The following is a 16,199-nucleotide window of genomic DNA, read 5'->3' as shown; positions in this document are numbered from 1 at the left end:
CCGTCATCCGAGTGGCAGGGATATGAGCCTCATGGGAGGCCTTGCTTCTCGATATCCCACGGCCTGGGTGGTGCTTCATCCGCGAAGGTCATCCGCCTTGCTCACACGCCCTCGGAAACAGTTCGCCCGGTGCCACGCCAGCGCCGTGCGGTGCAGTGGGTCAATCCGCGTCAACGAGAGTCCGGGATTCAAGCCCAACCGCTGGGAGTCCTCCGGGGACAGGGCCGAGGAGATGACCATTCGTCCCCCGTCCTCGAAAGTGATGAACCCGCGGTCGAACGCGGCGTCGAGGTGGACCGCCAGCAGGATGCCGTTGAACACGTTGAGGCGCTCCTGGGCGGTCTCACACTTCGCCCACGGTCTGATGTGGCTGGCGCGCAGGAGTTCGGGCTCGGAGAGTCCGGTGACCGCGCAGCGGCCCTCCCAATAGCGCAGAAGTCCCTCCCGGAAGAGGTCCTGCCCCACCCGCTGCACCGTGAGGCGCTCGACTTCGGTCGTCTGAGGCAGGTCCTTCGTGACGCGCTCGAACAGGTGGAACAGCTCGTCGGGCAACGTGCCCGAGAGTTGGTACGCGCGTCGGACCACGCGGTGAAGCTGCATGAGGTCCGCGACCCGCCCGGCCGCCGCGGCCCCTGAAGGCAACGCGGCGGAGGTCTCGCCGGTCAACGGAAGCAGTTCGGCCGCGACGGCTGGCTGTGAAAACGCGACGAGCCACGCATCATCCATGGCGCCCAGCCACAGCCGCAACGGGACCTGGGTACTCGCAAAGGACAGCCACGGGTCCACGGCCGTCTCCGGGACGTCAAAGCCGTTGTCCTGGGCGACCTTCTCCAGCAGCGACCTTTGGACCAGGGTGAGCGTCATCGGGAACGCGAGGGATGGCGCTGCGAAGCATGCGCTGGCGGCGGGACGAGCGGGGATTCGTATGCGCCGGTCCGGCTGGCGGCGGCCAGCGCATCATAGCGCTCGAGGATGAGGCGCTTCGTGCGGTACTCGCCATGCTTCTTCTCGTCGTTCCGTTTCACGATCGGGAACGTTTCGAGAATGTAGTCCGTGTCGTCGCGCGAGAGGCCATAGAGGTGGAAGAAGGCGGCGTCGAGTTCGGCACGCAGGAGCGCACGGCGCTCGGGATCCCAGCGGAACGGCGGCCCTTCGAAGCCCACGTCGGTCCCGAAGCCTTCAAGGTCCCAGGCCGTGTAGGTCAGCTCAACGACACGGGGAGCGATCCACTCAGCAACACCGACCTCCTTCGACCAGGCGCATCCAGCAGTGAACTGCTCAGGCTTTAGTGCGGGAAGCTGCTTGAAGTATGCGTAGGTCAGGTGTGTCCCCCCCACCTTCTGACGCGCGGCATAGTCGAAAACAAACGCCATGAGGTTCGCGTAGAGGGCAGCAGCCATACTCGGCGGCTGCTTGGTGAACAGGAGAGGAGTCGTATGACCAATTGCGGCCCTGGGGAAGATTGCACCAATCACAGTCCTCTGATCCGTGCTCCGGCAGATGTCCCGCCAGCCGATGAACCAATCCTGGGCCCAAACACCCTTCACGCGTTCATGGACCTCCGTGGCGGCGACCCAGTAGTACGGGTGCGTGAGTCGCTCTGGTTCGGCGTGCGCCGCGTCATCGAACTCTGGCAGTTTCCCCTGATTCTCCTGCGCCTGGGTCTGCCCCTCATACGTGCCGAACCGATGGTCGAACTGGTGGACCATCTTGGCCTCCATGAGCGGGAGCCAGGTCTCCAGCTCCTTCTTGAAGTGGTTGCCGTGCAGGGTGAATCCAGCAGCCTCAAGACGATCGCGAGACCAGAACAGGGCTGAATCGTTCGCCATATGAATCATGGCCATGAAGCGCAAACCCCAGGGATTTCCTCCGGCCGCGTCGTCCTCACGCCACAATACGCCTGCGCGCCAATACATGCGCAGATTCAGCTCCGCGTCCCGCTGCGAGCGGAACGTCGGACAGGTCTTCGTGTTCGGATTGAGGAGTTCAAAGTCAGCGGAGGAAAGCGTGAAGTGCCTTGATGTATCGGCCAATGCCAACACCTGCCGCGCGAAGAACACGAGATCGGCGTTTTCAGTACCACCGCCACGGTCGATGGTCAGCAGCGCGAACTTGAATGCGTGGTGGACGCCGGGAAAGACGAACTCCTCGTTCTCGAAGCCGAAGAATGACGCAAGTTCACGTCCGGAGATCAACGTACCGAAGTACTCCTTGGTCGTATCGTCAGTGGCAAGCCCCGTGGGCACGATAAAGCCGGCACGCCCATTTCGGGCAGTTACGGTTCGGTTGTGCTCCGCGAACAGCGCATAGGTGTTCACGTCACCCTTGCCGCACAGAGGGAACCGGCCCGACTGCCGCACGAAGTGGCTTTGTCCCTCCGCCTCCCGGCTGGCCTGGCTCCACTCCTCCCACAAGCGGGGGTCTTCCTCCGGCAGCTTCGCGATGAGCTTCTTCCTCACCGCCGCGTTCTCTGCGGACGCAATGGCCGCACTGCGCGACGCGAAGAACTCCTGCTCCTGCAACTTCACCCGCTCCCAGGGCGGGTTGCCCAACACGACGTCGAAACCGCCACGAGCGAAGACCTGCGGGAACGCGAGCTGCCAGTGGAAGAAGCCATACCGCCGAGTGAGCCCTCGCACCGTCTCGACCATCAGAGGGGACGGTTCGACCTCCCCGTCCCGCAGCAGCCGCCATCCATCCTCCGTCGGGGCAACCTCCACCACCTTCGCCGTCGGCGCGGGCTTCGGCCACACGAAGGTCGAGCACCAGGTGTCCGCGACGAGCTTCAGGTGGGCGAACTCCTTTGACCCTCGCAGCGCCGCCCAGTCCGCCTCCTTCTTCGCCAGGGCCGTGACGTCCAGGTCCTGCGCCGAATCGAGGGCCACCACGGCCTTCTCCAGCACCAGTGACTCCTCGCGGGCCACCCCAAGCGGCAACGGGGCTTGCTTCTTCGCCACCTTGTTGCGCTTCTTCAGCGCGCTGGACGTCTTCCGGTCATCTTCGCCAATAGGCGCCCAGGCCTCGTCGGGGATGCCGCCGTCCATGAGCCCCGGCAGGGTGCCCAGCAGCGCGTTGCCGCACTGGACGTGGGAGTCCAGGAACGAGAGGGGAAGGCCGGGCTCGACGGCCTCCATCCACAAGCCCACCTTGCAGAGTTCCACCGCGAGAGGGTTCAGGTCGACGCCGAAGATGCAGCGGCTCACGACCTGGCGCAGGGCATGCTGGTACTGCTTCGGTGATGCGGTGCCCTTCGCTTCGTGTTGGGCCACCCGTGCAGCCAGCCGCCGCGCCGCCGCGAGCAGGAAGTGACCACTCCCGCACGCGGGATCCACCACCGTCAGCCCCAGCAGCGCCTCTGCCTTCGCGTCCGGACGCGCGGCCTCCGCGCGCTCCATGACCGGCGTGAGGGCCGAGTCGAGCAGCACCTGCACGAGGCTGTCCGGCGTGTAGTAGCTCCCCGTCGTCTTCCGGGCGTGCCCCTTGCCCTCCGCGCCCTCGGCGAAGGTGAACTCACGGCCCCCGTTCACGACGCGCGGGGTGAGTTCGAGAAGGCTCTCGTAGACGCTCCCCAGTTCCTCCGGGCCCATGTCGCGCCAGTTCACGCGGGCCAGCCCGCCGGCCTCCTGCAGCCAGGACAAACGATAGAGCGCATGAAGGAAGAAGCGGTTCTCGATGCGGCCCGCGTCCAGGTCCCGGCACCGCGCGGGCGCGAAGATGCCCGCGAGCGCCGGCAGCCCGAGTGCCGGCTGTCCCGTGGCCAGCCCCCGGAAGGAGACCTTCACTGCCTCCCAGGCGTCGTGGTGGCGATCATGCGCGCTGCGGCGCACCACCCGCTCCCGCATTCCCTGGAGCGAGTAGCCGCCGGCATAGAGCGCCTTCGCCTCATCCGGGGTGCCCTCCGGATGCAAGAGCCCACGCTCCTCCACGGTCAACAGGAAGATCAGCCGGTAGACGAGCCGCAGGAGCTGCTGGAAGTAGTCGTGCTCCGTCACCGTCCCCTGGTCGAGCGCCTGACGCAGCGCCTGGTTGTCACGGTGGGCGAGGAACCCCTGCCCCAGCGACCGCAGCGCCGCCTCGACGCCATCGCGGAGCTGCTCCCGGGCCCGCGTCCCTTCCTCCCGTCCAAGGGCGCGCCATTGCTCGAGCGGGCATTCCGAAGATGCCTGTCCTGACCGGCCAAAGCGCGTCTGGTGCATGAGCAGCCAGAGCGCGGCGAAGTCCGCGAACCGGCCGCCCGTGAAGATGGCCTGCAGGTCCACCTCCAGCCATGCGGGCCGGGTGAGGCTGACATTGTCGCGGAGCACGCGCAGCGTCAGCCCGTCCGTGACGAGCCCCCACATCGCGCCGTCGTTGGCGTTGAGGAACTCCTGACACAGGCCGAAGGGCGTCCGCCGCCGGGACTCCTCGCCAAAACTGGCCGAGAGCTTGTCGAGCGCGCTCTCCTTCGCGCCGGGTGGCAGCGGCCCGGCGATGACCACAGGCACTCTTCCATCGAGCGCCGCCCACCCGAGGGGGTACGAGCGCTCGCCGGAGGTGACGGTGCCCACCTGCTTCAATGACCCGAACCCGAACACCTTGGACAGCAGCCCGGTGACGAAGTCCTCGGCGGCGGCCCGCGAGTCACCGCCCGCGGCCCGCGCGGCCACGAAGTCCCGCCACTTCGGCTCCGCGATGCGCCAATACCGGCCAATCTCGTCGCGGATCTGCAACCCCTTTTCGATGTCGTAGTCCGCGGGCGCCTGCCGGGGCGCCTCGAGCTGCGCCACCTTCGCGAGCCACTCGGGAGACAGGAGGCCGCCCTCGATGGCGAGCGCATCGAAGGCGAGCCGCGACTCGCGGCGGAGACGTCTCGACGCCATCACTTCACCTCCGGGAGCAGCACGAAGACACCGATGACATCCACCGGGAGCAGCGCCTTGACCGAGTAGCTTCCCCGGTCGCCTGCCGCCTCCCGGACGCGCCGGTGGTCCGCGAGCAGGGCCTGGGCCCGGCCCTCCGCCACGGCGGCGAGCTGCTCTCGCGACGACTCCACCAACGCGAGCGCCCGGGTGAGCTCGCGGTCACGCACGTGCGCAGGGGGATCCCCTGCGGGAGGGAGCGCAAGGAGCGCCAACGCCTCCGCCCCTTCACGAGGCGGGCCGCTCGCGCCCCATGAGACGGCCGTCGACTCCTCGACCAGCAGCGTGTGGGTCCGCGAGCCCTTCACCGTGGTGAGCTGGTGACGCGGATGCAGGAGCACCACCGTCGTGCGCTCCGTGACGCCGGAGGACTCCCAGCACCCGAGGCGGCCCAGGACGGAAGGGTCGGTCGAGGTGCCGTCTCCGGCGGAGGTCAGGGTCCGCTCGAGCAAGGTCTCGGCCAGCACCGCCACGAGGGGATGGGCCCGCTGAACAAGTCGGCGGTGCTCGCCACCGGGAGGCTCGAAATCCACCAGCAGCGAGCCTGCCAGCCCTTCATTCTCCAGCCGCTCGCGAACCTCGGCCGGAAGCGCGGCGAGCTGTAGACGCACGCCGCGCTTGAGGCGCTCCGGCGCGGCGCCAAGCCGGGCCATGGCCCGTGAGACGAAGCGCTCGACGTCCTCCCGCCCGCCGATGGCCTGACGCACGCGCTCGTACTCGGGCAGGACGTCGCCGGGCCGCAGGCGCTTCTGCGCGAAGACGGTGCGGTTCTTCTGGGCCCGTTCGGCCGCGCTCTGCCACGTGGCCTCGATGGTGGCCGCCGCGTCTCCCCCGAAGTCGAGCATCGCCTGTCTGCCAGGCTTCCGATGCTTCAGCAGCACCGCGCGCATCAGCGTCTGCGTCAACGAGTGGCCCTCGTCGGGGAGCGGCACCGGCACCCCGAGTTCCCGGCGGATCCGCTCTGCCTTTCGCAGGATGACCTCGAGCACCGCGCCATCGACGGGGTTGTTCTGACCGTAGAGGAGCGTCGCCCGGACGACTGGCCGGCTCTGGAGGTAGCGGTCCACGCGGCCTTCCCGCTGCTCATGCCGCATCGGATTCCACGAGAGGTCGTAGTGGATGACCGCGTTGAAGGACTCCTGCAGGTTGACGCCCTCGGAGAGGCAATCGGTCGCGATGAGGAGGACCTTGCCTTCCTCAGCCCGCAGCGCCGCCACGGCCTCCCTGCGCTCGTCCTGCGTCAGCTCGCCCGTCACCACCTTGATCATCACGTCCGGGAACTGCTTCGCGAGGTGGGCGCCCAGGTAATGCGCCGTGGCGATGTAGCGGCAGAAGACGACGGGCGCGAAGTCCTCCCCGAGCAGCTCCTTCACATGCCCCACGAGGGTCTTGAGCTTCGGATCTCCCGACTGCCCGCTGAGCTCCTCGGCCTGGGCGATGAGCTTCTGGAGGTCCGCGTCTCCAGTCGCCGCCGGGGGCTCAAGATCATCCTCCGGGAGGGCGTCGTCGCCTCCGTCGAAGAGCCGCTCCTCCAGCTCCGCTTCAGCCTCTTCTCCTGGCGTCGCGTGGGTCCGCAGGGCCTGCACCGCGGCCCGTGGGCTCGACGCCACGCAGCGCATGAGGGCCAGCGTGCCCCAGAAATTCAGGCGCTGGCGCCGGGCATCCCCGCTGGCCGACTCGATGACGGTGGCGCAGTAGTCGAGCACCGCGTCGAAGAAGCGCTCCCAGGCGCCAGAGAGGGTGTACGTCAGCTCCCGGGTCTGCCGGTCCGGGAAGAGTTCTCCCTCTCGCCACTCGTCGAGATCCGGGCGTCGCCGCTGCACGAAGTGCCGGGCCAGGCGCTCGCGCAATGCGTTGCGCTCGTCCCCCTGCACCACTTCCAGCCGTTGGAACGCAGGGTCGAGCAAGCCGAGCAGCCGGTAGAAGCCCGCCTCGTCACCGCTGTGGGGCGTGGCCGTCAACAGCACGAGGTGACGGTCCGCGCGCTGCGAGAGGGCGCGCAGAAGCTCATAGCGCTGATGCCGTCCCTGACCCGTCGCCGCGCAGGTGTGCGCCTCGTCCACGATGACGAAGCCGGGGCAACTGCGGAGGAACTCGTCCCGGCGGTTCTGGCTCTTGATGTAGTCGAGGCTGACGACGGTGAAGGGATGTACCTCGAAGAGGCTCGTCGTCTGGGGGATTGCCTTTTCCAGGCGCGACGCATTGGCCGCCGTGACGGCGACCGCACGCAGGTGGAAGCCCACGTCCAGCTCATGCACCCACTGCTCCACGAGGTGTGGCGGACACAGCACGCTGAACCGGTCCACGTCGCCGCGGTCCAGCAGTTCGCGGACGATGAGCGCCGCCTCGATGGTCTTGCCAACACCAACGTCGTCAGCCACCAGCAGGCGCACCGTCTCCTGCCGCAAGGCCATCATCAGCGGCACGAGCTGGTAGGCGCGGGGCTGGATGGAGATCTGCCCGAAGCCGCGGAAGGGACCCGCGCCCCGTCGCATCGAGAGCGTGAGCGCGTCACGCAGCAACTGCGCCCCATCCTGGCTCGCGCGCTGGGCCAGCGTCGGCGGGGGGAAGGCGGCGTCCGACACCGGCTCCGCCTCCAGCGGGAGGTGAATGAGGATGGCGTCGTCCTCGCTGCCAGCCACCGGCCGGACCCGGAGGGTCTCCGCACTGCCGCCGTTGAGGACGATCCACTCCCGGCCACGAGCCCGTACGAGGCTCCCCGGGCTCCAGGTGATGGTGTTCATGGTGTGGTGGTACCCCGCCGGTCAGCCCTTGCCCAGTGCCTTCGACAGCTCGACGAAGCGCCCCGCCCACTCTTGCTCCTCATCGCCGAAGACCAGGGACGTCAATGACAGGGCATCAAAGCGCTCCAACAAGGAGGGTGCTGGTGCTCCAAGACACACGACGACCCGATCCTGTTTCCATACGAAATCGGCGCCCTCCCAGTCCGTGGCCTCGGGCCGCGGCAGCCCCTTCCTGTCGAGGCGATGCAGGAACCGCACGCGGGGGCCCCCGCCGAGGAGTTCGGCGGGCGTGACCGGAATCGGCTCGCGAAGCTCGGTCACGCCACGGGCCAGACGCAGGAGCAGCTCTCGGACGGGAACGTCACGGCGGTCGATCTGCTCATGGTCCGGCTGGTTGTAATAGGACATGAGACAGCGATAGCAGGCCGCGACGCAGTGCGTGCCCGCCTTGTCCTTCAGCTCCGCCGCCGCCGCCGGAACCCCCTGCTCAAGGTCGAAGTGCATGACCTCCAGCGCTCGCCGGGCCACCACTGCGAGCGCCTCGGGCTGGGCGAGCACCTGCGTCAGCACGCCTGCCCCGCCCTCGGTCGCCTCGTAGAAGAAGATGCCGCGCCGGTCGTCACGGTTTGGCATGGGCTCGCCGAGCACCTCCGCCTCCTCAAGTTGGAAGTGCGCCTGCAAGCCACGGAGGAGCGCGTACTGGAGCGTCGCCATCGACCGCTCGTCCAGCGCGGCGGCGGGCCGCACGAGCAGCGCGTTCTTCCGGTCCTGCACCATTGGCACGATGCGCTGGCGGGGGTTGCCGACGTCGTTTCCATCCTTCTCTTCGTCCCCCCCCTTCTCCCAATCACCGCTCACGGGATCGATGGTGAAGCCGTGCTCGCTGCGCCGAGCACGCCGGCGCAGCCCGAGGTTCAACCGGGTGATGGTGGCGCTGGGGCCGTACGTCAGCCACAGCAACCCGCCGGACGCATGCCTGGCCACGCCCTCGCGCACGTCCGGGCGCCCCTCACGGTCGGCCCAGGCGAAGGTGGTCTGCAAATCGAACCCTTGCCGCTGCCGCTCCTCGTCATTGGCGGTGATGCGTTCAGCGCGCTTCGTACCGACATTGTCGATACGGAAGACCTCGCGCACGTGAAGGGCGTCCCCCAACGGCTGACGGCACGCATGGCAGACCGATGGGTCCACGGAGAAGTGCCCTGCCCCACAGCCGCGGCAGAGCCTTACCGACAGCGTGGGCAACCTGGCGTCCGCACCACCCGTCGGATGGGAGAGCGAGAGCAGCGCCCGCACGACACGATAGGCACGCCCCTCGTGGTAGATGAGGCTGCGGGGACCGAACTCCGACAGCGCCAGGAAGCGCGGTCTCTGGAGATAGGTCTGCCGGCCCCGCCCATCTTCGGTCGCCGGCACGTACGCCATGAGCGGCAATCGCGGGAAGTTGTACCCGGGAAGGAAACCCTCCGTCGCGAGGTAGCGGTACGTGTAGAAGTCGCTGCGTCCGGAGTCCGTCCCCTGATCCAACAGGTTGAGCTGGTTGACGGCCTCGCCGTGTCTTCGTTCGGCGGCCCGCCTCTCTGTCGCCCGGCTGGTATGCGCATCAATGACGCGGCGTGACTCCTCTTTCTGGAGGTGTGCCGCCTCGTAGAGGCCCCTCCAGCGGCGGAAGGCCTCGTCGAAGCGCTTGAACGCGTTCGACGCCGTGCGCCGGGCCAGCGCTTCGATACCGTCGAACCAGGGCGCGGCTTCGGGGGTGAGTTCGTCCTCCAGCATGGACAAGAAGCGCGTCATGGCCTCCGCGCTTCGCGCCGTCACTTCGGGCGCGGAGAGGGCCTGGGTCAGGTCGGCCTGGAGCGGCCACTCCGGGCGCTGTTCGAGCCTCACGAGCTTCGCAATGGAGTCATCAAGCGGACGCGCCGTGTTGGCGAGCCAGATGGCGTGCAGGTGGCTTTCGACAAGGTCCTGGTTCGCCAGCTCCAGCATCGGGGGCCGCACGACGCCATGCACCATGCCCGGCGGGTCCCGGAAGAAGTACTGGTCATGTGGGCTCTGGGCCGCACAGTAGGTGAGCACCAGGGCCGCCTGCCCGCTGCGCCCGGCGCGACCGCTGCGCTGGGCGTAATTGGCAGGCGTCGGCGGCACGTTGCGCAGATAGACGGTGTTCAACTGCGAGATGTCGACCCCCAGCTCCATCGTCGGGCTGCAGAAGAGGACGGGAAGGAATTCCTTCGGTTCGTCGAGCTGGGCAAGCGTCACGGCGTCGGCGGCAAGCTCCTGCCGCTCCTTGTCACCGTAACGAAAGCGTTTCTCCCGGATGATCCGGCGGGCGTCCTCGACCTGGGCGGTGTGTTCGCGCGCTTCGAACCCGAACAGCGGGTGCGAGGGGGATGCGAGCAGCTTCGCCAGGGACCGGTAGAGGTCGCGGAAAAAGCGGTTGATCCGATCAGGCCGTTCCGGGTCCTCCCCGCTGCCCAGCTTGAAACGCACGTGGGCGTCCTTCAGCCGCCAACCCATGTGCCCATCGAAGGGCGTAGGCTCTTCAATGACCAGGCCACGGGCGGCGACGAGCAGTACCTGGATGATCTGCTCCAGGTCGGCGGCGCTCTGCGTGCGGGCACGCGCATCTCCCCCCCAATGCCGGCTCGACCGGAGCGCCTTTCCCAACGCGCTGCGGCTGCCACCACGTACGACGAGGTCCTCGTCGCGCATGGTCAGCCCTTTGCGGGATGGTGCGGACACCATCAGCCAGCGGGAGGGCCGCGTCTTCTCGTCGCTCCCGAAGGCCCAGGGAGTCCGGAGCTGGGAGAATGCATTGGCCCGAAGCTGCTCCACCGAGGTGGCGTTCAGCACCGACGATTCGACGGCCATCCACTGACGCATGTGATCAAACAGCACACGGTAGACGCCTCGGCGCACGTCGGGCGTGGCCTCGCGGAGCAAGGCCGGCGCATGGGCGAAGGCAGACTCGTCCGAGACGATCTCATCCAGGTGCTCGTATTCGACTTCAACCAGGCGGAGCTGCTCGAGGTTGGGATTGGTGTACCGCCAGCCGCGCCGTTGGTCGAACCACACACGGTAGGCGAGGACCTCGCGCAGGGACTTCTCCGCCGACAGCCGGGCGAAAGGCTTCGCTTCAGGATCCTTCATCCATTCGCCGCGCAACCCTCTGTCGTCGAGGCGATGGAAGCCCAGCGCGCGCTGCTGCGCCTCCCCGAGTTCCGCGCTCGAGAGGCCCTTTTCGCCTGCGGCTGCGAGCGCACCGAGAAAGCCCGCGCGCAAGATGCAGACGAAGAGGAAGTCGTTGAAATGGCCTGCCTGTAGCGCGGCGTCCTGCCGGTTATCAGAGAAGCCGAGCATCTTCCGGGTAAATACATCCAGGCCCGATCCAGCTCCGTGCATCCATCGCAGGGAGCTCAACGTCAACACCGTCGTCGCGGAGCTGCGCCCTTCCGCTGTCAGCGATGCCAGCCGCGTGCGGTCGCGCGAGGTACCCCCATGGACCTCCTTGCACACGACGCAGAAGCCGAAGCGGCCGGGGAGGAACCACATGGGCTGCCCTTCGGATCCCGTCTTGCCGGTAGGCGTGACGCGATGGAGCTCAAGCCTCCGATGCCGACGAGAAGCCTTGAGCGCGTTCTTGCCATCCAGCCACGACTCTGGATAGGTCTCATCCTTGCCCTTGAAGTCCCACTCGGGGTCTTCCGTCGCATCCCGTGTCAGGAATCCGAACCGCTCTCCTTCTTCATTTTCGGCGGCGGACGTCTCCTCTTCCTCGTCGTCGTCACGGCCAGGAGGAGCATCATCGATGGAGCGGTCGATGAACTCGAGCGCCAGCCCGTCCGTCTTGAGCTTTACCGGGTGATACTCATGGCCGCACTGGCGGCAGAAATGGACCGCATAGAGCCGCTTCTGCTCCGCCCCAGGGAGGAACTTCTGCGCATCGACCGTTACTGCCCGGGCGCCAGGCGGCTCAAGGGTCGCGTATGCGTTCGAGGCACCTGAGATGAACTGGTGGAGTTTGAAGGCGAAGAAGGGATTCGTCGCCCCCGTCTTGTCGCCGCGACGATCCTTCTCCGGCTGACTGCTCAGGAGGAGGAAGTGGCGCAGGCGCTCGCGACAGAGGCTCTCCGGGCAGCCTGACTCCTGGGCCAGGAGCTGGACCGCGGCGCTGACGGAGAGGGGCCTCGCGCGGCGCCATGTCTGGTCGTCGGGGTTGACTGTAATGCCAAGGCGGGTCTCCACCCAGATGGAGAGCGGATGGGAGGTCAACACCGAGTCACGCACGTCACGCGCGAGTGGCTGCTCGAGCGCCTTCGCGAGTGAGGGCATCAGCGCTGCCACCTGATGGGGGCCCGTCGTCTGGCGACGCAGCCACTCGGTGATGACGTGCGTCTCCGGCACCTGCGCGCCGAAGAGCTGTGAGGCGACTCGGCTCACGACGGAGCTGGTACTCCTGCCCTGCTGCAGGGAGTCCGCGCTCGCCATCGTGGCTGACGTACCGATGCACTGAAGCCCTTGCGGAGCGAGGCGTTCCCGAACGCGTCGAACGAGGAGCGCCACATCCGCCCCCTGGCGTCCACGGTAGGTATGGAGTTCATCGAGGACGAGAAAGCGCAACCCCTCGCAGTTCGCCATCACCTGCCGATCGACGGGATCCTGCCGCGTCATCAGCAGCTCAAGCATCATGAAGTTCGTCAGGAGGATATCGGGTGGATTGCGCGCAATGGCTTCCCGCTCCTGCTGCTTTTCCGTGCCGGTATAGCGAGCGTAGGTGACCGGCGCATCGCCGGACTTGCCCAGATACTTCTCAAGTTCCTCGAGCTGCGAGTTGGCCAGGGCGTTCATCGGGTAGATGATGATGGCGCGTGTTCTGCGAGGAGCCCCGGCGTCACGCTCCTTCAGCACGGCGCTGACGATGGGCACGAAGAAGCACAGGGATTTACCTGAGCCTGTGCCGGTGGTGACGACGTAGCTCGCCCCCGTCGTGGCCAGGATCGCCGCGAGTTCCTGGTGCTTGTGCAGCGGAAGAGGATGGCCCGCAGTCGAGCGGAACAGGTCGGGGCACTTCGGGTGCAGGACATCGCCCTTGACCAGTTCAGCCTGCGTGCGGCCTTCCTGGTAGTGCGGGTTCAGCTGGATCAGGGGCTCCGGCCAGTAGGTCCCTGCCGCATAGAAGGCCTTGAGCTTCGTGCGCAGGTCCGCGGCGCGAATCGTGGTGAATGATGTGGCGAACCGCTCGTACTCGCCGATGACGCTGTCCCGCAGCGCGAAAACGTCCATGCGTCCCAGTCTCCCCTCAAGAGCCCCTGGAGGCTATCGCTCGCCATGAAGGCCGCCCAGCAGTCAAATGCAGAAGACTGGATTCGAGCCATGGCAGGCCGCACGCTGAGTGTGCCCGACCAGAAGCGTCATCAGCGGAGAAGGGGTATTGCGCGGCTGAATCTGGGTCGGAGGGCGTCGTGTGCGCCCCCCTGTTGAACCGCGAATGCCGCACTGTGCTCCTTCAGGGAAAGGAGCACAGGACAAACAGGAGGCGCTCAGCCCCGGGCGGCGCGGGCGTCACGGCCCCGGGCTCGGGCGGCCTTGGAGAGCAGGTCGCTCCCCTTCTCCTCGCCCTTCATCCATTCCTTCATCGCGGGCACCACCTGCTTGCTCCAGGCGCGGCCGGCGCGCACGGCCAGGAAGTCCTGCACCAGCGCGTCCACGATGGCGGAGAGCTGCTCGGTCAACTCCAGACGCTCGGAGAGCTGATCATCCTCTTCCTCCGTCATGAGCGCGGGCAGCTTGGCGGCGCGGATGTCCAGGAACTCCGAATCCAGCGTGACTTCGTACTCGCGCTCGCCGTGCGACAGGCGCAGCCGCGCCTGCGATACCAGCAGGCCCCGGTCCAGCGAGTGGCGCACGTTCTCCGAATACGGCGCCAGCGTTCCCTTGGCGCTCATCTCCGTGACGTCGCCCGCCACGCCCCGCAGCACCACCTTGCCCAGGAAGAGGACGACGACGCCCGCGCCGTCGTGCTCGACCAGCGGGTCGCCCGACTCCGAGCGCCACAACAGCCACGTCATGAACTCGCGGCCCAGGTAGGCCCGGCCGCGCAGGAGCTGTTCGCGCGCCTTGCCTTTTTCGACTTCGGCTTCGTCCTTCTCCTCTTCCGTGGCGGCGCCGTCCACGCCGACATCGCCCCGCGCGAACGCCGCCTCTTCCCTCGCCTGCTCACGCCTCGCCATGGGCGCCCTCCACCGAAGCCGTCGCCGGCAGGTCCATGCCAATGAGCTCCGCCGTGGGGCCCAGGGCCTTCTCGTCGATGCCCGCGCGCTGCGCCATGGACGCGGGCGTGATGCCAATCACCTTCACCGCCAGGGCGCCTTCCAGCGCCACGCAGATCTCATCCACCGTCTTGCGCGACGCGGCCCAGACCTGCACCGTGTGCGTCTTCAGGTTCCACGTCACGTCCAGCGTGCTGGTGCGCGGCACCGCGCGCTGACGCAGGAGCTGCTTGAGCTCCGCGCGCTGCTTGTTCTTCTCCGCGCGCGCGGGCGGCCGGCCGTTCTCCTTGGCGAAGGCGGCGGACCACTTGTCCAGCTCCGACTTCATCATCGACGCGGGCACCTTCAGCGTGTCGATGCGGAAGGCGAAGAGGGCGTACTCGCCATAGAAGAGGTTGCCGGTGGCGAACTCGGAGGACTCCGGGTTCTCCAGCTCGACAAACCCCGCGGCGCGCTCCTCCTCGGAGCGGCGGTCGATGGGCTCGAACGCATGGGACTTGAGTCCCTTGGTCATCCAGCGCTTGACGTCGGACGGCGCATCCTTGGCCGGCTCGGTCCGGAAGCGCGAAAAGGTCACGGCACCACGTAGGACAGGCATGGGGCGCGGCAGGATGGGGGGCCTGTGACGCCGCGTCAAGGCACTCGGTGTGGCTGGACGCGAAGCGCCGGGAATAGGCCGCGCCAGAAGCCGTTTGCCCGGGCGCCGTCCAACCGTGCACTTCTTCCGCCCCACCCCGCTGGCGGGAATCCATGACACTCCCTGGCACGCGACATACGGTGGCCGCCGCCATGCGCCGCGCCCTCCTGCCCGCCAGCGTCGTTGCCCTCCTCCTGTCCGCCTGCACCCACACGCCCGCCACGCCGGGCGGCGCCCCGCGCGACACCCTGCCCGGGGTGACGAAGGCCCTGCTGGAGACCCTGGAGGCGGACGGCGCGCTCGCGGGCGCGTACGTGGTGGACGCGCGCACCGGCGAGCCCCTCTTCACCCACCGCGAGAACGTGCGGCTTCTGCCCGCGTCCACCATGAAGGTGGTGTCCACCTCCGCCGCGCTGTCCGCGCTGGGGGCGGACTTCCGCTTCACGACGCCGGTGTTCCTGGAGGGCTCGCAGACAGGAGGCCTGTTCCTGGGCGACGTGGTGGCGCAGGCGTCCGGGGACCCGTCGCTGGGCTCGTGGCGCTTCCCGGAGACGGCGCTCGCGTGCGACCGCATCGCGGAGGCCTTCCAGGCGCGCGGCATCCACCAGTGGCGCGGCAACGTGCGCATCTCCGGCACGGACGGCCTGGACGGCGGCATGGGGCCGGGCTGGGCCTGGGATGACGCGGCGTACGCCTACAGCGCGCCGCCCACGCCCTTCGTCTTCCGCGAGAACGTGGTGGACCTGGCGCTGGCGCGCGCCCCCGGCGCCACCTGCGCGGACGCGCCCTCCGTGCAGTGGACCCCCGCCTTCGCCACGCTGTCCGCGGTGGTGAACGTGGACGTCAACGCCGAGCGCGCGAACCTGGCCTGCGTGCGCGGAGGCGGCGGCGTGCGCTGCACGTGGCGTTCCCCCACGGGCGGGCCCTGCCCGCAGTCCGCCGCCGTGAAGCTGTCCGTGGACGCGCCGGAGGCCCTCTTCGCCGCGTGCGTGGACGACGCGCTGGCGCGGCACGGAGTCACGCGGCTGCCGCTGTCCCTGGAGGCCCCCACCCCGCCCCTGCCCCCCATGCCGTCACCGCTGGTGGAGCTGATCAGCCCGCCCCTGTCGGAGCTGGTGCGCGCGACCAACAAGGAGAGCCTCAACCTGTACGCGGAGCGGCTGGGCATGCGCTTCGCCCGCGAGCGCACCGGCCAGGAGGGCTACACCGCGCTGCGCACGGCCCTGGTGGCGGAGCTGGCGCGCCGGGGCGTGCCCACCAAGGACCTGCGTCCGGTGGATGGCAGCGGCCTGTCCCGCTACAACCTGGCCACGCCCCGGGGCATGGCGCGCGTGCTGCTCACCAGCCTCCAGGAGCCGTATGGCGCCGCGCTGGTGGACAGCCTGCCGGTGCTGGGCGTGGACGGGACGCTGGCGGGCCGCAAGACGACGGCGTCCACCGCGGGCCGCCTCCGCGCGAAGACGGGCACGCTCACGGGCCAGAAGTGCTTCGTGGGCGTGGCGGAGCGGCCGAACGACACGGAGCACCCGCGCGTCGTCTTCGCGCTGATGCTCGGCAACATGGACGAGGGCACCAAGCCCAACGCCAACGAGACCTTCGACACCTTCTCCACCGCCCTGGTGGAGCTGCCCCTGCGCTGAGCGTCCCGCAGGGA

7 protein-coding genes are annotated in these 16,199 nt (G+C 68.1%); 1 reads left to right on the top strand and 6 read right to left on the bottom strand.

The genetic code is table 11. The features are described from left to right. Positions 1 to 75 precede the first annotated feature (75 nt). From K8612_RS11865 to rdgC, 6 genes are all read right to left on the bottom strand, one after another. Positions 76 to 864, bottom strand: a complete 789-nt coding sequence (locus tag K8612_RS11865; protein WP_223762346.1) for an HNH endonuclease — start codon at positions 862 to 864, stop codon at positions 76 to 78. Further along, entirely contained in the window at positions 861 to 4,859 is a 3,999-nt protein-coding gene (locus K8612_RS11860; RefSeq protein ID WP_223762345.1) for an Eco57I restriction-modification methylase domain-containing protein, read from the bottom strand. Before K8612_RS11860 ends, K8612_RS11865 begins: the two co-directional genes overlap by 4 nt. Beyond that, positions 4,859 to 7,642 (bottom strand): helicase-related protein, encoded by a 2,784-nt coding sequence (locus K8612_RS11855; protein ID WP_223762344.1) that lies wholly within the window; start codon positions 7,640 to 7,642, stop codon positions 4,859 to 4,861. The genes K8612_RS11860 and K8612_RS11855 overlap by 1 nt, the downstream gene beginning before the upstream one ends. Positions 7,643 to 7,663: 21 nt before the next feature. Beyond that, positions 7,664 to 12,922, bottom strand: a complete 5,259-nt coding sequence (locus tag K8612_RS11850; protein ID WP_223762343.1) for a DEAD/DEAH box helicase — start codon at positions 12,920 to 12,922, stop codon at positions 7,664 to 7,666. 257 nt (positions 12,923 to 13,179) lie between these two features. Next, entirely contained in the window at positions 13,180 to 13,869 is a 690-nt protein-coding gene (locus K8612_RS11845) for a hypothetical protein (RefSeq protein WP_223741360.1), read from the bottom strand. Next, complete coding sequence (gene rdgC, locus K8612_RS11840; RefSeq protein ID WP_223762342.1) at positions 13,856 to 14,506, bottom strand: recombination-associated protein RdgC; 651 nt, start codon at positions 14,504 to 14,506, stop codon at positions 13,856 to 13,858. The genes K8612_RS11845 and rdgC overlap by 14 nt, the downstream gene beginning before the upstream one ends. 191 nt (positions 14,507 to 14,697) lie before the next feature. On the opposite strand from rdgC, the gene dacB reads away from it, so the two are divergent. Next, positions 14,698 to 16,185: a D-alanyl-D-alanine carboxypeptidase/D-alanyl-D-alanine-endopeptidase gene (gene dacB, locus K8612_RS11835; protein ID WP_223762341.1), complete on the top strand. Its 1,488-nt coding sequence runs from the start codon at positions 14,698 to 14,700 to the stop codon at positions 16,183 to 16,185. Positions 16,186 to 16,199: the final 14 nt, after the last annotated feature.

Source organism: Corallococcus sp. AS-1-6, from assembly GCF_020037015.1.
Lineage (GTDB): Bacteria > Myxococcota > Myxococcia > Myxococcales > Myxococcaceae > Corallococcus.
The sequence above is the reverse complement of the archived record's forward strand: the minus strand, read 5'-3'. Positions and strand labels throughout refer to the sequence as shown.

Coding starts and splice junctions, on each gene's coding strand:
- K8612_RS11845 (WP_223741360.1), bottom strand. CDS start 13,869: ATGGCGAGGCGTGAGCAGGCGAGGGAAGAGGCGGCGTTCGCGCGGGGC.
- K8612_RS11855 (WP_223762344.1), bottom strand. CDS start 7,642: ATGAACACCATCACCTGGAGCCCGGGGAGCCTCGTACGGGCTCGTGGC.
- K8612_RS11850 (WP_223762343.1), bottom strand. CDS start 12,922: ATGGACGTTTTCGCGCTGCGGGACAGCGTCATCGGCGAGTACGAGCGG.
- rdgC (WP_223762342.1), bottom strand. CDS start 14,506: ATGCCTGTCCTACGTGGTGCCGTGACCTTTTCGCGCTTCCGGACCGAG.
- K8612_RS11860 (WP_223762345.1), bottom strand. CDS start 4,859: ATGGCGTCGAGACGTCTCCGCCGCGAGTCGCGGCTCGCCTTCGATGCG.
- K8612_RS11865 (WP_223762346.1), bottom strand. CDS start 864: ATGACGCTCACCCTGGTCCAAAGGTCGCTGCTGGAGAAGGTCGCCCAG.
- dacB (WP_223762341.1), top strand. CDS start 14,698: ATGCGCCGCGCCCTCCTGCCCGCCAGCGTCGTTGCCCTCCTCCTGTCC.